Annotated in this window: 20 protein-coding genes, 2 pseudogenes and 1 riboswitch; of the genes and pseudogenes, 6 read left to right on the plus strand and 16 right to left on the minus strand. The window is 70.8% G+C overall.

All coding sequences use genetic code 11. The features are described from left to right. A pseudogene (locus ABZ826_RS35775) lies at positions 1–287 on the minus strand (IS1380 family transposase); the annotation flags it as partial. Between the two features lie 125 nt (positions 288–412). On the opposite strand from ABZ826_RS35775, the gene ABZ826_RS35780 reads away from it, so the two are divergent. After that, positions 413–1,600: a tyrosine-type recombinase/integrase gene (locus tag ABZ826_RS35780; protein ID WP_361458186.1), complete on the plus strand. Its 1,188-nt coding sequence runs from the start codon at positions 413–415 to the stop codon at positions 1,598–1,600. On the opposite strand, the gene ABZ826_RS35785 is transcribed toward ABZ826_RS35780, so the two are convergent. Continuing rightward, a complete protein-coding gene (locus tag ABZ826_RS35785) occupies positions 1,506–2,876 on the minus strand; it encodes a peptidase C39 family protein (RefSeq protein ID WP_361458189.1) in 1,371 nt (456 codons plus the stop codon). The two genes, ABZ826_RS35780 and ABZ826_RS35785, sit on opposite strands and share 95 nt — an antisense overlap. A 175-nt stretch (positions 2,877–3,051) precedes the next feature. Between ABZ826_RS35785 and ABZ826_RS35790 the strand changes: the two genes are divergently transcribed. Both ABZ826_RS35790 and ABZ826_RS35795 read left to right on the plus strand, forming a co-directional pair. Then, complete coding sequence (locus tag ABZ826_RS35790; RefSeq protein WP_361458192.1) at positions 3,052–3,681, plus strand: hypothetical protein; 630 nt, start codon at positions 3,052–3,054, stop codon at positions 3,679–3,681. A 359-nt stretch (positions 3,682–4,040) separates the two neighbouring features. Beyond that, positions 4,041–5,948 (plus strand): AAA family ATPase, encoded by a 1,908-nt coding sequence (locus ABZ826_RS35795; protein WP_361458195.1) that lies wholly within the window; start codon positions 4,041–4,043, stop codon positions 5,946–5,948. 57 nt (positions 5,949–6,005) lie between these two features. On the opposite strand, the gene ABZ826_RS35800 is transcribed toward ABZ826_RS35795, so the two are convergent. The 10 genes from ABZ826_RS35800 to ribD form a co-directional block, all read right to left on the minus strand. Further along, a complete protein-coding gene (locus ABZ826_RS35800; RefSeq protein WP_361458198.1) occupies positions 6,006–7,103 on the minus strand; it encodes a hemolysin family protein in 1,098 nt (365 codons plus the stop codon). Beyond that, positions 7,100–8,470: a hemolysin family protein gene (locus tag ABZ826_RS35805; protein WP_361458201.1), complete on the minus strand. Its 1,371-nt coding sequence runs from the start codon at positions 8,468–8,470 to the stop codon at positions 7,100–7,102. Before ABZ826_RS35805 ends, ABZ826_RS35800 begins: the two co-directional genes overlap by 4 nt. 184 nt (positions 8,471–8,654) lie before the next feature. Continuing rightward, positions 8,655–9,119 (minus strand): PH domain-containing protein, encoded by a 465-nt coding sequence (locus tag ABZ826_RS35810; protein ID WP_361458204.1) that lies wholly within the window; start codon positions 9,117–9,119, stop codon positions 8,655–8,657. A 35-nt stretch (positions 9,120–9,154) separates the two neighbouring features. Continuing rightward, positions 9,155–10,003 (minus strand): ATP phosphoribosyltransferase, encoded by an 849-nt coding sequence (gene hisG / locus ABZ826_RS35815; protein WP_361458207.1) that lies wholly within the window; start codon positions 10,001–10,003, stop codon positions 9,155–9,157. A gap of 83 nt (positions 10,004–10,086) precedes the next feature. Then, on the minus strand, positions 10,087–10,359 hold the full coding sequence (locus tag ABZ826_RS35820) for a phosphoribosyl-ATP diphosphatase (protein WP_073739434.1): 273 nt from the start codon (positions 10,357–10,359) through the stop codon (positions 10,087–10,089). Between the two features lie 35 nt (positions 10,360–10,394). Continuing rightward, positions 10,395–10,880: a 6,7-dimethyl-8-ribityllumazine synthase gene (gene ribH / locus ABZ826_RS35825; RefSeq protein WP_114243451.1), complete on the minus strand. Its 486-nt coding sequence runs from the start codon at positions 10,878–10,880 to the stop codon at positions 10,395–10,397. Positions 10,881–10,910: 30 nt separating this feature from the next. Then, on the minus strand, positions 10,911–12,209 hold the full coding sequence (locus tag ABZ826_RS35830) for a bifunctional 3,4-dihydroxy-2-butanone-4-phosphate synthase/GTP cyclohydrolase II (RefSeq protein WP_361458211.1): 1,299 nt from the start codon (positions 12,207–12,209) through the stop codon (positions 10,911–10,913). After that, the gene (locus ABZ826_RS35835) at positions 12,206–12,850 is read right to left on the minus strand and encodes a nicotinamide mononucleotide transporter family protein (RefSeq protein WP_361458214.1); all 645 of its coding nucleotides are present in this window, start codon (positions 12,848–12,850) and stop codon (positions 12,206–12,208) included. Before ABZ826_RS35835 ends, ABZ826_RS35830 begins: the two co-directional genes overlap by 4 nt. Next, on the minus strand, positions 12,847–13,464 hold the full coding sequence (locus ABZ826_RS35840) for a riboflavin synthase (protein WP_361458217.1): 618 nt from the start codon (positions 13,462–13,464) through the stop codon (positions 12,847–12,849). The genes ABZ826_RS35835 and ABZ826_RS35840 overlap by 4 nt, the downstream gene beginning before the upstream one ends. Beyond that, a complete protein-coding gene (gene ribD / locus ABZ826_RS35845; RefSeq protein ID WP_361458220.1) occupies positions 13,465–14,565 on the minus strand; it encodes a bifunctional diaminohydroxyphosphoribosylaminopyrimidine deaminase/5-amino-6-(5-phosphoribosylamino)uracil reductase RibD in 1,101 nt (366 codons plus the stop codon). Between the two features lie 158 nt (positions 14,566–14,723). Then, a riboswitch (FMN riboswitch) is annotated at positions 14,724–14,854 on the minus strand. Positions 14,855–14,873: 19 nt separating this feature from the next. Between ribD and ABZ826_RS35850 the strand changes: the two genes are divergently transcribed. Further along, a complete protein-coding gene (locus ABZ826_RS35850; RefSeq protein ID WP_361458223.1) occupies positions 14,874–15,101 on the plus strand; it encodes a hypothetical protein in 228 nt (75 codons plus the stop codon). Here ABZ826_RS35850 and ABZ826_RS35855 read toward each other — a convergent pair. Beyond that, positions 15,085–16,275 carry an ROK family transcriptional regulator gene (locus tag ABZ826_RS35855; RefSeq protein WP_361458226.1) on the minus strand — a complete coding sequence of 397 codons (1,191 nt, stop codon included), beginning with the start codon at positions 16,273–16,275 and terminating at the stop codon, positions 15,085–15,087. The genes ABZ826_RS35850 and ABZ826_RS35855 overlap by 17 nt on opposite strands. A 146-nt stretch (positions 16,276–16,421) precedes the next feature. Between ABZ826_RS35855 and ABZ826_RS35860 the strand changes: the two genes are divergently transcribed. Then, positions 16,422–17,654 carry an MFS transporter gene (locus tag ABZ826_RS35860; protein ID WP_361458229.1) on the plus strand — a complete coding sequence of 411 codons (1,233 nt, stop codon included), beginning with the start codon at positions 16,422–16,424 and terminating at the stop codon, positions 17,652–17,654. Positions 17,655–17,690: 36 nt separating this feature from the next. Here ABZ826_RS35860 and ABZ826_RS35865 read toward each other — a convergent pair. Further along, positions 17,691–18,167: pseudogene (locus tag ABZ826_RS35865) on the minus strand (alginate lyase family protein); the annotation flags it as partial. Positions 18,168–18,548: 381 nt separating this feature from the next. Here ABZ826_RS35865 and ABZ826_RS35870 point away from each other — a divergent pair. Beyond that, positions 18,549–19,940 (plus strand): solute carrier family 23 protein, encoded by a 1,392-nt coding sequence (locus ABZ826_RS35870; RefSeq protein WP_361458232.1) that lies wholly within the window; start codon positions 18,549–18,551, stop codon positions 19,938–19,940. Positions 19,941–20,026: 86 nt separating this feature from the next. Here ABZ826_RS35870 and ABZ826_RS35875 read toward each other — a convergent pair whose 3' ends face one another. Next, positions 20,027–20,959: a GNAT family N-acetyltransferase gene (locus tag ABZ826_RS35875; RefSeq protein ID WP_361458235.1), complete on the minus strand. Its 933-nt coding sequence runs from the start codon at positions 20,957–20,959 to the stop codon at positions 20,027–20,029. Then, a partial coding sequence (locus ABZ826_RS35880) for a peptidase C14 (protein ID WP_361458238.1) occupies positions 20,956–22,580 on the minus strand: 1,625 nt, incomplete at its 5' end. The genes ABZ826_RS35880 and ABZ826_RS35875, both read right to left, overlap by 4 nt.

Here is a 22,580-nt window from a genome sequence, read left to right on the forward strand (position 1 = left end):
GCCCGCACTCCGGCGAACGGGCGGCGCATCGCGCCGTGCCGCAGCCGGTCCATGTCATCGATGCTGTCGGCACCCGCGACCATGCCGCCCACCAGCGACATCACTTTCGCAGCCGGGAAGGCACCAGTGCCGTCCTTCGAGCGCGGCAGCCGCACCAACTCGTCAGTCAGCGCGGGCAGGCCGCACCGCTCGGCCAGACGCACCACCGGCTCCAGCCCGCCGTATGCGATCAGATTCGGATCATCGAACCGTGCGGAGACCCCCGCTGCGGCATGGGAGGACTGCATCTCGGAAGTGCCTTGTCGATTGTGCGTGCTGGAAGCGTGAAGAACTCCCATCATCGCAGGTCACAAGGCACTTCCTCGTTTCCGGAAGAAGTATCCACAGACATCGGGCACAGGCGTAGGGATAGGTGAACGAGTTGGCGCAGATAATCGACCAGGGTCCTGGCGCGTCGCGCAAGCGGTGGACCGTCCGATACAGGGAGCCGGGCGGGCGCACAGCGCGGCAGCGGGAGAAGTCGTTCGAGCGGAAGAAGGACGCGGTCGACTTCGTCACCAAGGTAGAGAACGACAAGCGAGAGAACATATACGTCGACCCCAGTGCCGGCAAGGTCCCGTTGCGCTCGTATGCCTCGGATTGGCTTGCGAAGAAGACTGCCTCTGCTGGAACCCTTGAGTCCTACGAGCACATCCTCCGCCTCCACATCGTCCCTCACCTGGGGCGCAAGATGATCTCCCAAGTCACTGCGGGGGACATCGAAGGCCTGTACGCACATTGGCACCGGGAGGGGGCAGCTCTCAATACCATCGAGTCCCGCCAACACATAGTCCTCTCAGCTCTCTTCTCCCACGCTGCACGTCACAGGCAGATCCCCGGCAACTCGGTGAAACAGGCCGAGAAGTTGGACAACCCTGTCATCCCTGTCGATGACAGGAGCCTTCCCAGCTTCGACGAGATAGCAGCTCTGGCTCAGGAGATCGGCCCTCGTCTGTCTCCGGCAATATGGCTTATGACCTGTTGCGGACTTCGCATAGAAGAATCCTTGGGAGTCTTCCCGGAAGACATTCGTGGCGGCACTCCGCGAATAAGGAGGCAGGTGATTCGCTACAAGGACGCCGACGGAAAGTACACACCCCGGTATGCCCCTCTGAAACACCGAAAAGAAGGCGAGTGGCGCGATATACCCGTACCCGATTCCCTTCAGCCTTTCATCGGCGGGCTTCCTGTCCATCACGCAAGTGGCGGCCTACCGTACCCCGATCTCCTGCGTAAGTCGTGGGATGGGGCCATCAGGAGGCTCGGGCTACCCAAATACAATCCACACGATTTGCGACACAAGTGGGCCACCGTGACCTTGACGAGCTGCGTGTCCATCCACGAAGTGTCTCGCCGGCTCGGGCATCGCTCGATCAAGGTCACGGTGGACAAGTACGGCCACCTCACCCAGGACGGTCGGGAACGCTGCCGTCAGGTGGTCGAGGCGGCCGTGGCGCCGCCCAGGCTCACAGCAGGCCGAACGACTTCAGAACCCGGCGCTGACCCGGTGTCGGCCGAGCGGGCCAGTAGAGATAGCAGACCCCGCCCGTACCGCTTCTGACCTTGCCGTTCGCGTCGTAGCGCTTGGTGCGGAGCCAGATGTTCTCCCACTCCCGGCGCTTGTAGACCCGGCGCACGGCCTCGTCGTTCGGCGAGGCCGGATCGTTCGCGATGACGTCACCGTCCGCGGTGAATCCGATCACGGTCATCAGATGGCCGGAGGTCCCGTACCCCGCGCCGGTGAGCTCCTCTTTCAGGAAGGACTGCGACGTTATGGCCGGAATGCCCGCCCGGATCAGCGTCTCCAGATCCGTCAGCGAGCCGAGCCGGGTCACGGCCGCGCTCATGCCGTGGTACGTCGCGGCGTACGCGGCGTTGAACGGCCAGTTGCCGCAGCCCTCGTACTGGTAGTCGTACGTGAACCGGGCAGCGTGACAGACCTGCGGATCGGCCAGCCCCGGCTCCACCCAGGCGAGGTCCTCGGCGGTGGGCCGCCGTCCCCAGTACTCGATGATCATCTGCGAGGAGGTGGGGCTGCACCAGGCCTCGCCGCCGTTGTCGTACTCCGGGTACTGCCCCGCGTGGATGCTCTGCGAGTAGCGCGGCACCAGGAGTTCCCGAGCGAGGCCGGGGGCGCTGGCGGGCACGGTGAAGCGGTCCGGGATGTCGGACGCCATCGCGCCGAGCCGCCACACGGTGGGGGTGAGACGGGTGCCCGGCGCGCGGTGGAGGGTGAGCCGCAGCCGGTAGGCGTCCAGCCGCAGCCCGCCGGTCGCGTCGTCCACCGAGAAGGTGTCGGTCCAGACGGAGCTCCTGCCGTCGGTCTGGTCGTCCACGGACGTCCGGTGGATGTCACCGTCACCCGCCGCCCAGCGGCCCATGACGTACCACGGTGTCCAGGTGGCGTCCGAGTAGCGGCCCTGGAGTTCGATCTGGATCCAGGTGCCCTCCGGGGTGTCGGCGTTCCACGAGGCGATCACCTCGGTCGCCGGGACGGCAGACCGGTGGACGGGCGAGGTCCAGGTTGCGTACTCCCAGGTGGAGGTCACGCCGGTGTGCGGATCCGGGTAGTCGGTGCGCCCCTCGGCGTGGCCGATCACCAGGCCGGGGCGGCGGCCCGCGACGGCCCGCGTCCCGGCGCCGGAACCGCTGCGCCAGTCCCGGTGCGTGTGCCAGGAGTGGTTGTCCACGGAGGAGGCGGCCGCCGAGGGGCTGCGGGGCGGGGCGGCGGCGGGGACGGCGGCGTTCGCGGAGCCGGCGGACGACACCGTGCCGGCGGTGGCCGCCGCCGCGAGCGCGGCGGTCAGCACGGTCCTGCGCGAGGTCGGTCTGTTCATGGGCGAGACCCCCGGTCGTAAGCGGAATGGGGTGGCGGGTGCACGACAGTGCGCCAACTATCGCGGGTCGTGGCCGGATTCGGCCAGCGATTCGCCTTGTACCGAGAAATCAATATTGGTCTGGTCCACTGGCGTGACCTGCGCTTGCGTCCGATCGGCTCGTAGGCTGGGCCGCATGAACGACCTCGCGCCCCTCGCCACCCGGCTCCGCGCCCTGGCGCCGTCCTGCGGGCCGGTGCGACTGATCGCCGTCGACGGCCACGCGGGATCGGGGAAGAGCACCTTCGCGTCCCGTCTCGCCGCCGCGCTCGGCGGCGCCCCCGTCCTGCATCTGGACGATCTGGCCACCCATGAGTCCTTCTTCACCTGGGTGGACCGGCTGCGGGAGCAGGTGATCAGGCCGCTGTCGCGCGGGGAGCGCGCGCACTACGCGCCGTACGACTGGACCGCGCGGGCGTTCGCGGCGCCGCGCGCCCTGGAGCCCGCACCGGTGGTCCTGATCGAAGGAGTGGGGGCGGGCCGCAGGGCGCTCCGCCCCCACCTGGCGCGGCTGCTGTGGATGGATCTCGCCGCAGCGGAGTCCTGGGAACGCGGCCGCCGCCGGGACGGGCCGGCCCTTTCGGCCTTCTGGGACGGGTGGACGGCGGCCGAGGCGGAGCATTTCTCGGCCGATCCCTCGCGCTCCCACGCGGATGCTCTGATACGGCAGTTGCCTGTGGGGTACGAGTGGCTGGAGGGGCCCCGCACGGCAGCAGGAGCGAACTATTCCGTCACGGACCGTGAGCGCGTCGCACCGCCGTTCTGAGTGCCCGGAGATCGGCCCGGAAGTACTCAACTCCGCTTGACCCGAGGGCGGTACAGGTCTTACGTTCTCAATGTGCGGCTTTTCGGAGCCCTCACGGACACGAAGCCCCCGGTTGTTCCCCCGTGATCGGGGGCTTCGTTCTGCCCTCGCGCCCCCTCCCGCACGCCGGTTCGACGGATTCCACTCACCCTCGGTCACGGTCTCCCTTCTGTCTACGACGCTCTTAGTCGCACACTCCCTGCGCAGGTACGATGCCTCTCGGTGCGGTCAATTCCCGTCCGTGGCACAGTGATTCGGCGCGCCTCGGCGGGCGGGTCGGGCGGCGGGACATCCTGGGGGCACGGTTTGTGGGGGACCAGATGGACATCGGCACGCAGGGCGCACAGGCCCCGGCCGACCTCGCCTGGCTGCGCGGCGTGGACGCCTACACCATGGGCGCCTACCCACAGGCCGAGGAGGAGTTCAGGACTGCGGTACAGGTCGATCCCGGCATGGCGGACGGCTGGCTCGGCCTCCACGCGCTGAGGATCGACACCACGACGGCGCTGCTGCGCATGTACCGTCATCGCGACCGCTTCGGCGAGCAGCGCACCCGCCATCGGCGCACGCTCAACTCCTGGTACTGGCTGGGCTGGTGGGTGCAACCGGTGCTGGAGAGCCCGCGCGATCTGCTCCTTGCCCACGCCTCGCACTGGCTGGACGGGCGCCATGTCCCCGAGCTGGACCGCGCGCTGGCCGGCCTGCCGCCGGTGGACGCGGACCCACAGGTGCGCTTCCTGCATGCGTGCCGCTCCTATCTGGTCAAGGACTGGGAGCAGCTCGTGCGCAACACCGAGCAGCTGATCGACGATCCGATGCTCGGCATCGAGGCGGGGCTGTTCGGCGGGATGGCACGGGTGCGGCTGGAGATGTACGGACAGGCCGAACCGCTGCTCTCCACCGCGCTCATGCGCTGCCGGAGCGAACAGCCGCAGCGCAAGGAGCTGCGCTACTGGCTGGCCCGCGCGCACGAGGGCACCGGCCGCAGCGCGGCCGCCCTGCCGCTCTACCGGGCGGTGCACCGGATCGACCCCGCGTTCATGGACACCTCGGCACGGCTCGCCGCGATCGCGGACTACGACGGTCTCGACGGCAGCGACGAGGCCGGTCTCACCGCCCTGTCCCTGGCCGGATTCGGCACGGACACCGCGGCGGAGACGCAGCCGGACGGGGAACCACTGCTCGGCACCGATCTGGTGGACGGCCGGGAGCTGCGGCCCGGCGGCGAGATCCCGGGGATCGTGGGCATCGGGGTGCCGCCGCCGTCCGACGGAACGCGACGGAAGACGGCCGTGTCCGGTCAGCCGTCGGCGCCCTTCCCGGCCGGTTCCAGCGATCCGGTGCTGCTCGCCGAGGCGCTGGCGGAGCTGGAGCGAATGGTCGGCCTGGAGCCCGTCAAACGCCAGGTCAAGGCGTTGTCCGCGCAGCTGAACATGGCACGCCTGCGGGCCGGCCAGGGGCTGCCCGTACAGCCGCCCAAACGCCATTTCGTCTTCTCCGGCCCTTCCGGCACCGGCAAGACCACGGTGGCCCGCATCCTGGGCCGGGTCTTCTACGCGCTCGGTCTGCTGGGGGGCGATCATCTCGTCGAGGCCCAGCGCGCGGATCTGGTGGGCGAATTCCTCGGGCAGACCGCCGTGAAGGCCAATGAGCTGATCGACTCGGCCCTCGGCGGGGTGCTCTTCGTCGACGAGGCGTACAGCCTCTCCAACACCGGCTACAGCAAGGGTGACGCGTACGGCGACGAGGCCCTCCAGGTCCTCCTCAAGCGTGCGGAGGACAACCGGGACCATCTCGTCGTCATCCTCGCGGGCTATCCGGAAGGCATGGACCGGCTGCTGGCCACCAATCCGGGGCTCTCCTCACGGTTCACCACCCGAGTGGACTTCCCGAGCTACCGGCCGCTGGAACTCACCTCGATCGGTGAGGTGCTGGCCGCGGAGAACGGCGACACATGGGACGAGGAATCCCTGGAGGAGCTGCGCTCCATCAGCGGCCATGTCGTCGACCAGGGCTGGATCGACGAGCTGGGCAACGGGCGGTTCCTGCGCACGCTGTACGAGAAGAGCTGCGCGTACCGCGATCTGCGGCTCTCCGGTTACGCGGCAGAGCCGGGCCGGGACGACCTGGTCACGCTGCGGCTGCCGGACCTGATGCAGGCGTACGGCGAGGTGTTGTCCGGCCGTGGGCCGGTGGCCCGGGGGCCGCAGGAGCCGCCGGCGCTGTGACCTGGGCGATGCCGGAGGGCCGGGGTCGGTCCTCCGGCATCGCGGAGCACGGCGTGGTCAGCGGACCGAAACGGTGAGTTCGCCGTGGCCGGTGGTCGTCTCCGCCGTCCGGCGCGGTACGGAGACCCGGTGGGCCGGGTCGCGTACCTCACCGACCAGCATCTCCAGCACGTCCTCCATGGCGACCAGACCCAGGACCCGGCCCGACGCGTCGGCGACCTGCGCCAGATGCGTCGCCGCGCGGCGCATCACGGTCAGGGCGTCGTCCAGGGGCAGCTCGGCCCGCACGGTCGCCATCGGCCGCCACACGTGCTGGGGGACGGCCCGTTCGCCGTCCTCCAGGTCCAGGACGTCCTTGACGTGCAGATAGCCCATGAACGGGCCGCCGCCCTCCGCGCACACGGGAAAGCGCGAGTAGCCGGTCCGTACGGTCAGCTCCTCGATCCGGCGCGGGGTGACGGAGGGGTCCACCGTCACCAGTGAGGCCCGGCTGAGCAGCACATCGGTGACGGGCCTGCTGCCCAGTTCCAGCGCGTCCTCCAGCCGCTCCTGCGCCTCCGGCTCCAGCAGCCCGGCCTGACCGGAGTCCTCGACGAGCCGGTTGAGCTGCTCGCTGGTGAAGACGGCCTCCACCTCGTCCTTCGGTTCGACGCCGAAGAGCCCGAGCACCAGCCGGGCGCAGGCGCCCAGCGCGGAGGTGACCGGGCGGCAGACACGGGCGAAGCCCACGAGGCCGGGGCTGAGCCAGAGCGCGGTCTTCTCCGGCGCCGCCATCGCGAGGTTCTTCGGAACCATTTCGCCGATGACCAGGTGGAGGAAGACCACGAAGACCAGCGCCAGGACGTAGCCGAGCGGATGGATGAGGCCCTCGGGCAGGTGGATCGCCTGGAAGACCGGCTCCAGCAGATGGGCCACGGTCGGTTCGGCGACGGCGCCGAGGGTCAGCGAGCAGACGGTGATGCCGAACTGGGCGGCGGCCATCATCTGCGGCAGGTTCTCCAGTCCGTACAGCGTCCGGCGGGCCCGGCCCGAGCCGGCCACCGCCAGTGGTTCGATCTGGCTGCGCCGTACGGAGACGAGCGCGAACTCGGCTCCGACGAAGAAGCCGTTCGCCAGCACGAGAAGCCCGGCGAAGAGCAGTTGGACCAGGCTCATCGCACGGCCTCCAGGGCGTCCTGGGACAGCGGGACCGCGGTCACCGGATCGGCCGCCTCCACCGTGCGTACGAAGCGGACCTTCTCGGCGCGGTAGTGGTCGACCTGGCGGACGGAGATCCGCCAGCCGGGCAGTTCGGCCCGGTCACCGGGGGCGGGGATGCGTCCCAGCAGATCGGCGACGAGTCCCGCCACGGTCTCGTACGGGCCGTCGGGTACGTCGAGTCCTATCCGGCGCAGGATCAGGACCCGGCAGCTGCCCTCGGCGTCCCAGGCCGGGCGGCCGTCCTCGGGAGCGGCGGGGGCCAGTTCGGGCCGGTCGGCGCCTTCGGCGTCGTGCTCGTCCCTGACCTCGCCCACGAGTTCCTCGATGATGTCCTCAAGGGTGACCACTCCGGCGGTGCCGCCGTACTCGTCGACCACGACGGCGATCGGCTGCTCGTTGCGCAGCCGTTGGAGCAGTTGTTCGACGGGCAGGGTCTCCGGCACCAGCAGCGGCGTTACGGCGATCCGGCCGGCCGGGGTGCGCAGCCGGTCCTGGGCGGGCACGGCGAGCGCGTCCTTGAGGTGGATCATGCCGATGACCTCGTCGATGCGCTCCCGGTAGACCGGGAACCGGGAGAGGCCGGTGGCACGGGTGAGGTTGAGGACGTCCTCCGCGGTCGCCGAGGACTGCAGGGCGCTGACCTTCACCCGCGGGGTCATGACGTGCTGGGCGGTGAGTCCGGCGAGCGACAGGGTCCGTACGAAGAGATCCGCGGTGTCCTGTTCGAGGGTGCCGGCCTCGGCCGAGTGGCGGGCCAGGGAGACCAGTTCCCCGGGAGTGCGGGCGGAGGCCAGCTCATCGGTGGGTTCGACGCCCAGCAGCCGCACCAGCCGGTTGGCGACGGTGTTCAGCAGGCTGATCACCGGCCGGAGAGCGGCGGAGAAACGGTGCTGGGGGCCGGCCACGAACCGGGCCACCTGGAGCGGCCGGGAGACCGCCCAGTTCTTCGGCACGAGTTCGCCGATGACCATCTGGACGGCGGAGGCCAGAATCATCCCGATCACCACGCTGATGCCGGACACGGCACCGTCGGGCAGACCGGTGACGGCGAGGGGGCCGTCCAGCAACTGGGCCAGTGCCGGCTCGGCGAGCATGCCGACCACCAACGAGGTGATGGTGATGCCGAGCTGGGTGCCGGAGAGCTGGAAGGAGAGTTCGCGCAGGGCTTCGACGACAGTGCGGGACCGCCGGTCGCCCTCTGCGGCGGCGCGCTCGGCGTCCGGCCGCTCCACCGTGACGAGCCCGAATTCGGCTGCCACGAAGAATCCGTTGGCGAGGATGAGAAGGAACGCTGCGCTGAGCAGCAGCAGGGGGGTGGTCATTCCGCCGCCTCCGGGGAAGGGGCGGCGCAGGTACTACCGGACGATCCGTCCATTGCTGGAAGGAGTCACTCCTTGGGTCGCAGGAAAGCCCCGCCGGCCTCGTGGACCTCTCGTGCGGGGCGGGGCGCTCGGAGCGCCGCCGTCCTCCAGAGTAATCAAGAAGAGGCCGTACGGGGCAGGGGGCTCAGCCGTTGTCCGTACCGGTGCCGTGGTTCTCGGCGAGGGCGCGGAGCGTGCGGGCGTCGCGGATGGCCTGCTGCTTGGCGATTCCCGGCTGGATACCGAGGGCGGGCATGCTGGTCCCGTCGCTCAGGTCGAGAAAGACCCAGGGGTCGCCGACACGCAGATTGACACGGAGAATCTCGGCCCAGGACAGCCGGCGCGTTCGGGTGAGATTGACCACGGTCACCCCGTCCTCGTGGGCGACCACCTTCGGGCGGCTGAGCAGCGCCAGCACACCGAAGAAGAGCAGCGCGGTGAAGACGAAGCTGGACCGCTCCCCCGCGCTCAGCTGCTCCAGGGTCAGGGCGATGGCGGTGATGACGACGAACATCGCCGCCCCCACGGTCAGCAGGACCACCCGGGTTCGGGTCGGCCGGAACGTGACCGGGAGTGTGGGGAGTTCGGGCCGGGGCGCGGGGGCGGACATCGTGTTTCTTCTGTCTTCCGGTGGTCGCCCGGCCGTCAGAGGCGGCAGGCGTGGATGGCGGTGGTGAGGATGGCACGGGCGCCGAGGTCGTACAGATCGTCCATGATCCGCTGGGCCTCCCGGGCGGCGACCATGGAACGGACGGCGACCCAGCCCTCGTGGTGCAGCGGGGAGATGGTCGGCGACTCCAGGCCCGGGGTGAGGGCGACCGCGCGCTCCAGGTGCTCGACACGGCAGTCGTAGTCCATCATCACGTAGGAGCGGGCGACCAGGACGCCCTGGAGGCGGCGGAGGAACTGCCGCACCTTGGGGTCGTCGTCCGGAGCGCCGGTGCGGCGGATGACGACGGCCTCCGACTTCATGATCGGCTCGCCGATGACCTCCAGCCCGGCGTTGCGCAGGCTGGTGCCGGTCTCCACGACGTCGGCGATGACCTGGGCGACACCGAGTTCGATGGCCGTCTCGACCGCGCCGTCGAGGTGGACGACGGAGGCGTTGACACCGACGTCGGCGAGGTGCTTGGCGACGATGCCCTCGTAGGACGTGGCGATCGTCTTGCCGTCGAAGTCCTGCGGGCCCTGGGCCGTGCCGGGCTTGGTGGCGTAACGGAAGGTGGAGCGGGCGAAGCCGAGCTGGAGGATCTCCTCGGAGTCGGCGCCGGAGTCCAGCAGCAGGTCCCGGCCGGTGATGCCGATGTCGAGGCGGCCGGAGCTGACGTAGATCGCGATGTCGCGGGGCCGCAGGTAGAAGAACTCGACCTCGTTCTCGGGGTCGACGAGGACGAGCTCCTTGGACTCCTTGCGCTGCTGGTAGCCGGCCTCATGGAGCATCGCCATCGCAGGCCCGGAGAGTGAACCCTTGTTGGGGACGGCGATGCGCAGCATGAGGTCAGGTTTCCTTTGCGAGGAGGGAGTCTTGTCCGGATATGCGGTGTGCGGTCGTACGGAGTGCGGTGGGGAGGTCGTGCTCAGAGGTGGGCGTAGACGTCGTCGAGCGAGATCCCGCGGGCGACCATCATCACCTGGACGTGGTACAGCAGCTGCGAGATCTCCTCGGCGGCGGCGTCCTTGCTCTCGTGCTCGGCGGCCATCCAGACCTCGGCGGCCTCTTCGACGACCTTCTTGCCGATGGCGTGGACGCCCTTGTCCACCAGCTCGGCGGTGCGGGAGGTGGAGGGATCGCCGTCGGCGGCCTTGAGCTGCAGCTCGGCGAAGAGCTCTTCAAAGGTTTTGTTCGCCATGATGGTCCTTAGAGTACGGGGTCCACCCCTTCCACTCAGCGCCAGGGCTCGCTGACCGTGCGCAGCGTGGCGGCGGTGGCGACGGCCGCGGTGACGGCTTCGTGCCCCTTGTCCTCGTTGGACCCTTCCAGCCCGGCCCGGTCGAGCGCCTGCTCCTCGGTGTCGCACGTGAGTACGCCGAAGCCGACCGGGACGCCGGTGTCGACGGCGACCTGGGTGAGACCGTTGGTGACACCGTGGGACACGTATTCGAAGTGCGGGGTGCCGCCGCGGATGATCACTCCGAGGGCGACGATCGCGTCGTAGCCCCGGCCGGCGAGGACCTTGGCGACCACCGGGAGTTCGAAGCTGCCGGGTACCCGGAGCAGGGTCGGCTCGTCGATGCCGAGCTCGTGCAGGGCGCGCAGGGCGCCGTCGACGAGTCCGTCCATGACCTTCTCGTGCCACTGCGCGGCGACGACCGCCACACGCAGGTCACCGCAGTTGCGTACGGACAGTTCGGGTGCGCCCTTGCCGCTCATGTCTCTCCCACCGCTCGTTTCCGTGATCGTTCACTGGTTGCCGCAGGTCGACGCCGGGGCGGCGTCGAGCCAGGGGAGGTCGTGCCCCATGCGGTCGCGCTTGGTGCGCAGGTAGCTCAGATTGTGTTCGCCGGCCTGGACGGGCATCGGTTCGCGGCCGGTGACGGCCAGACCGTGCCGCAGGACCGCGGCCGTCTTGTCGGGGTTGTTGGTCATCAGCCGCAGGCTCCGGACGCCGAGGTCCTTGAGGATCTGGGCGCCGGCCGCGTAGTCCCGGGCGTCGGCCGGCAGACCGAGCTCCAGGTTGGCGTCGAGGGTGTCGACGCCGCGCTCCTGGAGTTCGTAGGCGCGCAGCTTGGACAGCAGGCCGATGCCCCGCCCCTCGTGACCTCGCAGGTAGACGACGACGCCGCGGCCCCGCTCGGCGATCCGTCGCATGGAGGCGTGCAGCTGGGGTCCGCAGTCGCAGCGCTGCGACTGGAAGATGTCGCCGGTCAGGCACTCGGAGTGGATCCGCACCAGGACGTCGTCGCCGTCCGCGATGTCGCCGTGGACGAGCGCGACATGCTCGACGCCGTCGGTCGTGGAGCGGTAGCCGTACGCGGTGAACGCGCCGAAGCCCGTCGGCAGCCGTACCTCGGCCTCGCGGCGGACGGTCGGCTCCGAGGTGCGGCGGTAGGCGATCAGGTCCTCGATGGAGATGATCGTGAGGCCGTGCTTGCGGGCGAACGGGATCAGCTGGGGCAGCCGCAGCATCACGCCGTCCTCGCCGGCGATCTCGACGATCGCTCCGGCGGGCCGCAGCCCGGCGAGCCGGGCAAGGTCGACCGCGGCCTCGGTGTGGCCGTTGCGGACCAGCACACCGCCGGAGCGGGCGCGGAGCGGGAAGATGTGACCGGGCCGTACGAAGTCGCCGGGGCCCGCCTCGCCGCCCGCCAGCAGCCGGAGGGTGGCTGCCCGGTCGGCGGCGGAGATGCCGGTGGTCACGCCGTGGGCCGCCGAAGCGTCGACGGAGACGGTGAACGCCGTGCGCATCGACTCGGTGTTGTGGTCGACCATCTGCGGGAGTTCGAGCCGTTCCAGCTCGTCGTTCTCCATGGGGGCGCAGATCAGACCGCGGCACTCGCTCATCATGAACGCGACGATCTCGGGGGTGGCCTTCTCGGCCGCGAGGACGAGGTCGCCCTCGTTCTCCCGGTCCTCGTCGTCGACGACCACGACGGGCCGTCCGGCGGCGATCTCGCGAATGGCCTGTTCGACGGGGTCGAGCGTGAGGCCCTCGACCGCGCTCCCGTGGTCCCGGTGCAACCAGGTGGGCTGGGCAGTCATGCCGTGGCTCCTTCCAGAGCGGGTGTCCGCGAACGCAGCCACCAGTCGCGCATGCCCCACAGCACGAGGGCGCCGTACACGACGTAGATGAGACCGGAGAAGGCGAGACCGCTGTGGAAGTTCAGCGGTACCCCGACCAGGTCGACGAGGAGCCAGGCGAACCAGAACTCGACCATGCCGCGAGCCTGCGCCAACATCGCGACGAGCGTGCCGGCGAATATGTACGCGTCCGCCCACGGGCTCCAAGAGAGCGAGGGGAACGCGGTGAACAGACCGCCGACCGCGAGGGTGCCGAGCGCGGCGCCGCCGAGCAGGCAGCCGCGCTCGCGCCAGCTGGCGAACCGTACGGCGATGGAGCCGTCCTGGGCCTGTCGCCTGCCCCGGGTCCACTGCTGCCAGCCCCAGACGGCCACGGCGATGACCACGAGTTGCTTGCCGACGCTGCCCGCCTGGTGCACGGACACATTGGCGGCGACCAGGACGACGCCGGACAGGAGCTGGGCGGGCCAGGTCCAGATCGAGCGGAGCCAGCCCAGGGTGAGCGCGAACAGACCGACCGTGTTGCCGATCATGTCGGACCAGATGATGTGCTGCCCGAAGACGGTGAACGCCTCCGAGTTCAGCCAGTTCAGCGCGGTCACTTCGCCGGCTCCTCGGGCTGCCGCGCGGTGTGGCCGAGCAGCCGCTCGACGTACTTCGCGATGACGTCCACCTCCAGGTTGACCGGGTCGCCGGGCTTCTTGATGCCGAGCGTGGTCAGGGCGAGGGTGGTGGGGATGAGGCTGATCGTGAAGTAGTCGGGTCCGGCGTCCACGACGGTCAGGCTGACGCCGTCGACGGTGATCGACCCCTTCTCCACCACATAGCGGGTCAGGTCCGCGGGGAGGGAGATCTTCACGATCTCCCAGTTCTCGGAGATCTTGCGCTCGACGATGCGGCCCGTGCCGTCGACATGGCCCTGGACGATGTGGCCGCCGAGCCTGCCGCCGAGCGCCATGGGGCGCTCCAGGTTGACCCGGGAGCCGACCTCCAGGGCGCCGAGGCTGGACCGGTTCAGGGTCTCGGCCATCACATCGGCGGTGAACTCGTGTTCGCCGAAGTCGACGACGGTGAGGCAGACACCGTTGACGGCGATGGAGTCGCCGTGCTTGGCGCCTTCGGTGACGACGGGACCGCGCAGGCGGAAGCGGGAGGCGTCGCCGAGTTCCTCGACGGCGGTGACTTCACCCAGTTCTTCGACAATTCCGGTGAACACTCAGTTTCCCTTCCGGGCAGGGCCGGGGACGGCGGTGACGCGCAGATCGGGGCCGATACGGACGGTCTCGGTCACATCGAGGCGCAACGCCTCGGCGATGGTGGAGATTCCGGCGTCGGCGAGGGCCGCGGGGCCGGCGCCGAGGAGTACGGGGGCGAGATAGCCGACGACCTTGTCGACCGATCCCGCGGCGACGAAGGACCCGGCGAGGGTCGGGCCGCCTTCGAGGAGTACGGAGCGGATGCCACGCTCGTACAGGGCGGTGAGCAGGGCGGGGATGTCCAGGCCGGGGCCGGTGGCGGCGCGCGGCAGCCGCAGGACGACCCCTTCGGGGAGACGGTGGGTGTCGGCGTCCTCGGCGACGGCGATCAGGGTGGGCGCGGTGTCGTCGAGGACCCGGGCACCGGGGCGTACGGCGGTGGCGTCGGTGTCCACGACCACCCGCAGGGGCTGTACGGCGCCTTCGACACCCCGTACACCGAGCTGGGGATCGTCGGTACGGGCGGTGCCGGAGCCGACCACGACGGCGTCGGCCTCGGCGCGCAGCCGGTGGACGTCGGCGCGGGATTCGGGAGAGGTGATCCAGCGGCTGGTGGCGTCGGCGGCCGCGATCCGGCCGTCCAGGGTCGCCGCGTATTTCCACAGGACGTACGGGCGGCCCAGGCGCACCGAGGTCAGCCAGGCCGCGTTGCCCGCCTCGGCCTCGTCCGCCAGGAGCCCCTGCTCGGCCTTGATCCCGGCCGCGCGCAAGGTGTCCGCACCGCCGGTGGCCTGCGGGTTCGGGTCGCCGACCGCGTAGACGACCCGGGCGGCACCGGCCTCGATGAGCGCCTGGGCGCAGGGGCCGGTGCGGCCGGTGTGGTTACAGGGTTCGAGGGTGACGTAGGCGGTGCCGCCCCGGGCTCCGTCGCCTGCGGCGTGCAGGGCGTGGATCTCGGCGTGCGGCCCGCCGGCGCGCCGGTGGAATCCTTCCCCGACCTGGTGTCCCGCGGCGTCGAGGATGACGCAGCCGACGACCGGGTTGGGACTGGTGGAGCCGAGACCGCGGGCCGCGAGCGTGATCGCTCGGCGCATGGCGGTGATGTCGGCTGCGGTGGGCACCGGGTCCTCCTGCCTCTTCGGGCACGGACTCCGGGGCCTGTCGATGACGACAGATGAAGCGGGAACGCGACACGGGAACGCCGAAATGCCGGAACAAACGGATGGATCGGTCGCCCGAAGACCATCCGCCGACGGCGGCGTACCCGTGAAACGGCCCGCCGCGCACTGCCTCCCATCCGGACTTTAACCGTCGGTCCAGGAATCTCACCTGGTCAACCGGCCGCTGGATGCGGACGGGTCGCGGACTATAACCGCCGGTTCGGAATTGCACCGACCCCGGAGTGCGCTGCTACTGGTACACGAGCAGTGTGCCACGCCCTCGGGTGGGCCAGACGGGTGAGCACCTGTGGGGTGGCTCACAGGAGGCGCGGAACGGGGTCCGCAACGGCACAGCCGGCGCCGGACTGCTGATGGGCGCGCTCGCCGCCAGCCCGTCGGCCGCCGCCGACCAGGAGCCCTGTCGCCCCGACGGGCTCCACGAGACCCCCGGTGTCGCCGTTGCCTGCTTCGCCGCGCGGTTCAGCCGGCCGGGGTGAACAGTTCGTCCTGGGCCGACTCCCGTGCGGCGAACAGCGCGCCACGGAGCACCGCGGCACCGCCCAGCCGCCCGGCCCTGACCTCGGTACGCAGCGGGGACATTCCGGCCAGCCGCTCCTCGACCCGTGCCGCGAGCGCGTCACCGCCCGCGTGGCCGACCTCGCCCGCCAGCAGCACGCAGCCCGGGTCGAGGACCGAGGCGATGGCGGCGGCGCCGAGTGCGAGCCGCTCGGCGAGGGCGTCCAGGAACGCCTCGCTCTCCCCCTCCCCCGCCAGCGCGGCCCGTACGGCGAACGCGGCGCCCGGCTCCTTGTCCCCCTCGGCCGTGTCCGCAGGCGCCACGATGCCGTGGGCGGCGGCCAGTGCACAGACCGGGGCGGAACCCACCAACGAATGAAAGCCCCCGTCGCAGTTGACGGCCGACGGGGGTCCGACCGCGCCCGGCACCGGCAGGAATCCGATCTCGCCCGCGCCGCCGGAGGCCCCGCGGCGCAGCTTCCCGTCCAGCATGACGGCCGCGCCCACGCCGTGCCCGAGCCAGAAGAGGACGAAGGTGTCGCGTTCGCGAGCCGCGCCGATGCGGTGCTCGGCGACGGCGGCGAGATTGGTCTCGTTCTCGACCAGCACGGTGGCGGGCAGCCGTTGCTGGAGCACTCGGACCAGTCGCCGGTGCCAGGCGGGCAGTCCGGTGGTGTCGTGCAGTTCGCCGGTGACCGGGTCGATCAGGCCGGGCGCGCCGATGCCGACGCTGTGCAGCGGGGCGGCGCCCGCTTCGCGGACGGTGCGTTCCAGCAGTGCCGCGGCCTGTTCGGCAGCAACCTCGGTGCCGGTGTCGCCGCCGATGGGCAGGGTGGCCTCGGCGAGCGTGGCGCCGAGGAGGTCCGCGACGACCACGGCGACGCTGCCGGTGCGCACGTCGAGCGCGGCGAGGTGGGCACGGTCGGCGACGATCCCGTACAGCCGGGCGTTGGGACCGCGGCGCTCGGCGCCCGACTCACCGACCACCCGGACCAGGCCAGCCCCCTGGAGCCGTTCGAGGAGGTCGGCGACGGTGGGGCGGGAAAGACCGGTCAGGGTCTTCAACTGCGTGGCCGTCAGCGGGCCGTCCTGCTGGAGCAGTCGCAGGGCGAGCCGGTCGTTGATGGCTCGGGCGGTGCTCGGTGATGCGGGCATGCCGGGATCCTTCCAGGTCACTGCCGCACAGGTGGAAAGGGTGGGCTATTTATCAGGCAGGGTTCCTGATAGTTTACGGCGCGCACCGTGAGGGCACGCACCGGGGTCGCCGGTGACAGAGGATTCCCAAGGGAGGGCACGGCGGTATGACAACGGATTCCACAGAGACGGCCTTCGGCATGGAGCAGGTGCGGCGGGCCAGGTTCGCCGTGGCCGCGGTCTTCACCGTGCATGGCGCGGTGACCGGCAGCTTCGCCACCCGGGTGCCCTGGATCCAGGACCACGCCGGGGTCAGCGCCGGGCAGCTCGGCCTCGCCCTCGCCTTCCCGGCGATCGGCGCCTCGCTCTCGATGCCGCTGGCGGGCGCGATCAGCCATCGCTTCGGCGCCAGGACCGCGCTGCGCGGACTGCTGGCGCTGTGGACGCTGGCGCTGGTCCTGCCCGCGCTGGCACCGAATCTGCTGACGCTGTGCGCGGCGCTCCTCGTGTACGGCGCGTCGGCCGGCATGTCGGACGTGGCGATGAACGCCCTCGGCGTCGAGGTGGAGAACCGCCTCGACAAGTCGATCATGTCCGGGCTGCACGGGATGTGGAGCGTGGGCGCCCTGGTCGGCTCGGCCGCGGGCACCGTCGCCGCGCATCTGGGCGCCGACGCCCGGCTGCACCACACCCTCGCCTCCCTCGTCCTCACCGTGCTCGGCCTGATCGCCTGCCAGGGCGTACTGGATCTGCGCAGCGAGCCGGACGAGGAGCCGCCGCCGCGCTTCACGCTGCCGCCCAAGTCGGCGCTGATCATTGGCGCGGTGGGCTTCTGCGCGGTGTTCGCGGAGGGGGCCAGCCTGGACTGGTCGGCGGTCTATCTGCGGGACATCATGGACACCTCCGCCGGGCTCGCCGCGGCGTCCACGACGGCGTTCGCGCTGACCATGGCGGTCGCCCGGATCGCCGGCGACAAGGTGGTCGACCGCTTCGGAGCGGTCAGGACCGTGCGGGTGGGCGGCGCCCTGGCGACGGTGGGAGGGCTCCTGGTGGTCGCGTCACCGAGCGCGCCGCTCGCGATGTGCGGCTTCGGTCTCCTGGGTCTCGGCGTCGCCGTGGTCGTCCCCCTCGCCTTCGCGGCGGCCGGGCGCAGCGGCCCGAATCCGAGTCAGGCGATCGCGGGCGTCGCCACCATCACGTACACCTCCGGGCTCATCGCCCCGTCCGCGATCGGCTCGCTGGCCGAGGCGACCTCGCTGGTCGTGTCGTTCGGCCTGGTGACGGTGCTGGCGTTCGGTCTGGTGCTGGGGGCCGGGGTGCTGCGGGCGGGTGACCGCCGGGCGGTGTCGTCCTCGGACGCCGGTGCTCCGAGCGCGACAGCCGCCGAGCCGCGCCCCTGAGCCCTCGGCTCCGCGGGGCGCGGCGGACGGTTCAGCGGCGATCGAGTCGAGCTGTTCCGCGGCGGGGCGCAGCGCCCACAGGTCCCCGTCGGGCGGCATCCGGAGCCGCCCGAGGGCGGCACGGGCCTGCGCGTCGCCGGCGTCGGCGGCGGCATCGGCGGCGTCGGCGTCGGCGGCGGCGGCGTCGGCGTCGGCGGCGGCGGCGGCGGCGGCGGCGGCGGCGTGCACGATGTCACTGGCCGCGTACCGATGGAACTCCAGCTCCGGGTGGGGCCAGAGGGCGGCCCCGGACGCGGCAGGCAGCGGATGCAGATGGTCGACCGCCTTGAACAGGCTCTGCCCCTGCGGCCCTTCGTACGCCCAGAGATCCGCACCGACCTGTTCGCCGATCGCCGCGAGCCGGGTGTACGCGACCAGGTCGAACGTCGAGTAGTGCCGACCACGGGTGCGTGACAGCTCCTGCGGCTGGGTGCCGTCGCCCGCGATCTGCGGATCGATGCGCAGCGTGCGGGCGTAGTCTCCGCCTCGGCGGTCAGCGCCCGGACGGCGGTGCGCAGGGCCGGGTCGCCGTGGTCGAGGCGGAGCTTCGTCCGCTGGACGCGGTGTCCGCCCAGGGCGCCCAGGCGGCGACGGGGTCTTCTCCTCATCGAGCACTCCCATCAATCACGTACATGAGCAATGTTCATGGGCAAGATCGTGCGAGCGCAGGGCCGCCTGTTCGGAGTGACCATGCTTCGCGCACGATTCACGCATGGGATCCGGGCGGGACGGCCGGGCCCACAGCCCGGCCGCGAGGGCGGCATGTTCCGGCATTACCATGGCGCTGATCATTTCTGCGGTGAGCACCATGCCGGGCGAGGCACTGGACTCCGCACCTACACACAGGGAGCGACCATGGGCCTCGGCGTGCGCTGGACCTTGCACGGCGACGGGAAGACCCCCGCACCGGGGGCCGTGGTCCGACCGGACGAAAGGCTCTCCTGGCCCCGTACGTTCGGGCTCGGCGCCCAGCACGTGGTCGCGATGTTCGGTGCGTCGTTCGTCGCCCCGGTGCTCATGGGCCTGGACCCGAACCTGGCGATCATGATGTCGGGTATCGCGACGGCCATCTTCCTGCTGGCCACGCGCGGGCAGGTGCCCAGCTACCTCGGCTGCTCGCTCTCGTTCGTCGGGGTCGCCGCGACGATCCGGGCGAGCGGCGGCAGCAGCGCCGTGGTCACCGGTGCGGTGTTCGCCGTCGGTGTGGTGCTCTTCCTCGCCGGTCTCGCCGTGCAGCGGTTCGGCGCGCGGATCATCCATGCGGCGATGCCGCCGGTGGTCACCGGCGCGGTCGTCATGCTGATCGGCTTCAACCTGGCCCCGGTGACCGCGTCGACGTACTGGCCGCAGGACCAGTGGACGGCGCTGCTGGTGATGCTGTTCACCGGATTGGCCGTGGTGTGCCTGCGCGGATTCTTCTCACGCATCGCGATCTTCCTGGGCCTGGTCTTCGGGTACGCGCTGTCCTGGGTCCTCGACCGGATCTTCGGCAAGATCCACTCCCCGGCGGGCGGCGCCGAGGCCGTCGACCACTGGCGGCTCGATCTGTCGGGCGTGGCCAAGGCCGACTGGATCGGGCTCCCGTCCTTCCACGCGCCGAGCTTCGAATGGTCGGCGATCCTGGTCGCCCTGCCCGTGGTCATCGCGCTGATCGCCGAGAACGCCGGGCATGTCAAGGCCGTCGGCGAGATGACCGGTGCCTCGCTGGACGACAAGCTGGGCACCGCGATCGCCGCCGACGGTGCCGCGTCGATGCTGTCGACGGCGGTGGGCGGTCCGCCGAACACCACGTACTCGGAGAACATCGGCGTCATGGCCGCGACCCGGGTCTACTCCACCGCCGCGTACTGGGCCGCTGCGTGCTTCGCTCTGCTCTTCGGGCTCTGCCCCAAGTTCGGTGCGGTGGTCGCCGCCATCCCCGGCGGTGTGCTCGGCGGCATCACCGTCATCCTGTACGGCATGATCGGCCTCCTCGGCGCGCAGATCTGGCTGAACGCCAAGGTCGATCTTCGTAACCCGCTGAACCTGGTTCCGGCCGCGGCGGGCATCATCATCGGCGTCGGCGGGGTCAGTCTCAAGATCACCGAAAACTTCGAGCTGAGCGGCATCGCGCTGGGCACCATCGTGGTGATCACCGGCTACCACGTGCTGCGGGCCTTCGCCCCGGCCCACCTCAAGACCCAGGAGCCCCTGCTGGACTCGGGGACGTCGGCGTACGACGAGCCGACGCCGACGGACAAGGCGTAGTACGCCACGGCGTTCCGCGGTACGCCACGGCGATCCCGGCCGGGGCGGGGCGCGGCCGTTCCCCCGTTCCGACGACCGCCCGGCCCTCAGAAGCAGTCGCCGTACCAGTGGATCGCGCCCGGTGCCGTGACCGTGGCCCGGACGGCCTCGGCGGTGGCGTGCAGCGGTCGCGCCATGCCCACGTGCTCCGCCACCGGCCGGGGGTCGGTCAGCAGGGCCGGCAGGGCCGCCCGGACCTCGGGAGCGTCCGGGATTCTGACCCGGGCCCGGGTCAGCCCCGCGGCCCGGCCCCGTGCACCGACGGCGGCGAGCAGCTCGCCCAGGCATGAGGGCGAGCCAGCGAATTCGCGTACCTCCAGGCACTCCCCCTCGTGCTGGGCCACGATCCAGCCGACGAGCGTCCCCGTTCCGGGGTCCACCGCGACGAGCGAGCGCTCGGGCGCGCCGTACCAGGCGGGCACGCGCACCGCCCAGTCCTCCGGGGCCCGCAACGAGCTGAGCGGCCTGTTCGCGTTGTACGCGTGGTGCAGGGCGGCCACCTCCACGGCGTCCCGCGCGGTGGCCCCGCGGACCCGGAACGCCCCGGAGGCGGCCCCGGGCACCAGCGCCCCCTCGGTGTACGTACTGCCGAATTCCTGCCACCCCGAGCTCCGGTAGACGCCGGGCGTGCCGGTGAACAGCAGGGACCAGGCGCATTGTTCGGCTGTCATGGCGCGCTCGGCCTCCGCCAGCAGCAGCCGCGCCAGCCCCTGGCCCCGGGCCTCGGGGCGGGTGGCGACGCTGCCGATGCCGCCGACCCGTTGCGGGGTGCCGTGCGCGTCGCGGATCAGCCTCGGTACGTAGACGACGACGGCGTCGATCCCGCCCTCCGGACCGCTTTGCGCGACGAACGTGCGGCGGTGACGGTCCGGGTCCAGCGCGTGCAGCCGGGCGATCTGCGGAGCGTCGAAGCAGAGCTGCCACAGGGCGGCCAGGGCCGGGTCGTCGGCCGGGGTCGCGGTCCTGACGACGGTGGTCACAGGGTCAGGTTCCCGTCCGTGCGTACCGAGGCGCCGTTCGCGGGCATCGCGCTGCGCCGGGTGCCGTCCTCGACGCACGCGGTGTGCAGGGCCGAGTCCAGGGCGTCCGGGGCGAGATGGAGCGTTCCACCGGTGAAGCGGCTGCCGGTCGCCGCGTAGTGGTTCGTGCCGTCGGCGATGCGCACATGCGCGGTGTCCGGACCTGAGGCAGCGCTGCTGAGCGCGGAGATGTCCCAGGTCACCCCGCCGGGGCCGGCCGCGCGGCCGAGCAGCGCCTTGGCCTTGTTGCTGCCGGTGAGACGGACGCCGCCGGTGACGGTGAGCCGCTGGTCGCGCACGGCACTGAGCTCGATGCCGGTGTTGTCGTAACTGCCGCCGTCGATCAGCAGATCCGCCGATCCGACCGAGAGCGGGGCCGCGTCGTCCGAGCCGGTGACGGTGCAGTCGGTGAAGCGGACGGGCCCCGCGCCGCGCAGGATCGCGCCGTCGACGCCCTTGAAGACGCAGCGTACGAAGTGGATGGGCGCGGTGACCGGGGTCTGGACGAGGACGGCACCCGCGGGCGGCTCGAAGGAGCAGTCGCTGATGGTGGTCGGCCGGGTGGAGCGGGCGGAGCGCTGGGCGACGGCGAAGGTCTTGGCCGTGCAGCCGCGGACCTGGGCGCCGTCGGCGTTGACGGTGAGGGTGCCGGCCTGGTCGAAGGTGGGGCGCGCGATCACCGTGATGTCTTCGAGCGTCAGATCGGTGATCTTGGTGTTCGCGGTGAACCAGGAGCAGACATGTCTGCGTACGGTGATCCGTTTGGCGGAAATCCCCCACTGGGCACCGGAGTTGGCTATGTCCATCAGCCCCGAGTTGCCGTCGAAGAGCAGATCGTGCTCGTACTGGCCATGGGTGGTGAAGGGGTTGCCGCCGGCGTCGTCGCCGTCGCCGTGGCAGTTCACGACGGTGCAGTAGGCGGAGGCGGTGAGGTCGTTGAGGTGGCGCACATTGCTGGTCGTGCAGTCCGCGACCCGTCCGTACAGGCAGTAGATCTGCTGAGTGAGGTAGCCCGCGCCGCCGTACTCGACGGTGGGCGGGTTCTTCAACGAGCAGTCCTCGGTACGGAACCGGGTGCACCAGCGGCGCATGATGACAGGCCAGAAGGTCCCGGTGGCGTGGATTCCGGAGACGTCGCAGCCGACGGCGTACTCGAAGCTGACGGGGTGCGAGCCGGTGTACTCGTCGGGGCCGGCCCCCTCGAAGACCATGTTGCGGACGTGGGTATCGCGGACCGGCTCGACGCGGGTCCAGGTGAGGGTGCGGCCCGCGGCGAGTTCCCAGCCGTTCAGGTAGCCGATCCGGATGTGGTCCGCGTCGACGATCTCGGTGATCTCGACGAGCTTCTGCAGTTCGCGTTCGTCACGACCGCCGCCCGCGACCGGATCGACCTGGACCGACCACCACTGGCCGACCTCGAACGCCTTGGCGTCGGGGACCGGGAAGGTGTCGGTGAGTTCGATGACCTTGCCGGAGAGCGCGTGCTTGACGGTGGTGTCGGTGACGGTGCCGCGGAAGGAGAGGACGGCGCCGAAGGGGTTGTCGTGGGTGTTCTTCTCGATGCCTTCGGTGCGTATGCGGT

This window comes from Streptomyces sp. NPDC047515 (assembly GCF_040643055.1).
Classification (GTDB): Bacteria; Actinomycetota; Actinomycetes; order Streptomycetales; family Streptomycetaceae; genus Streptomyces.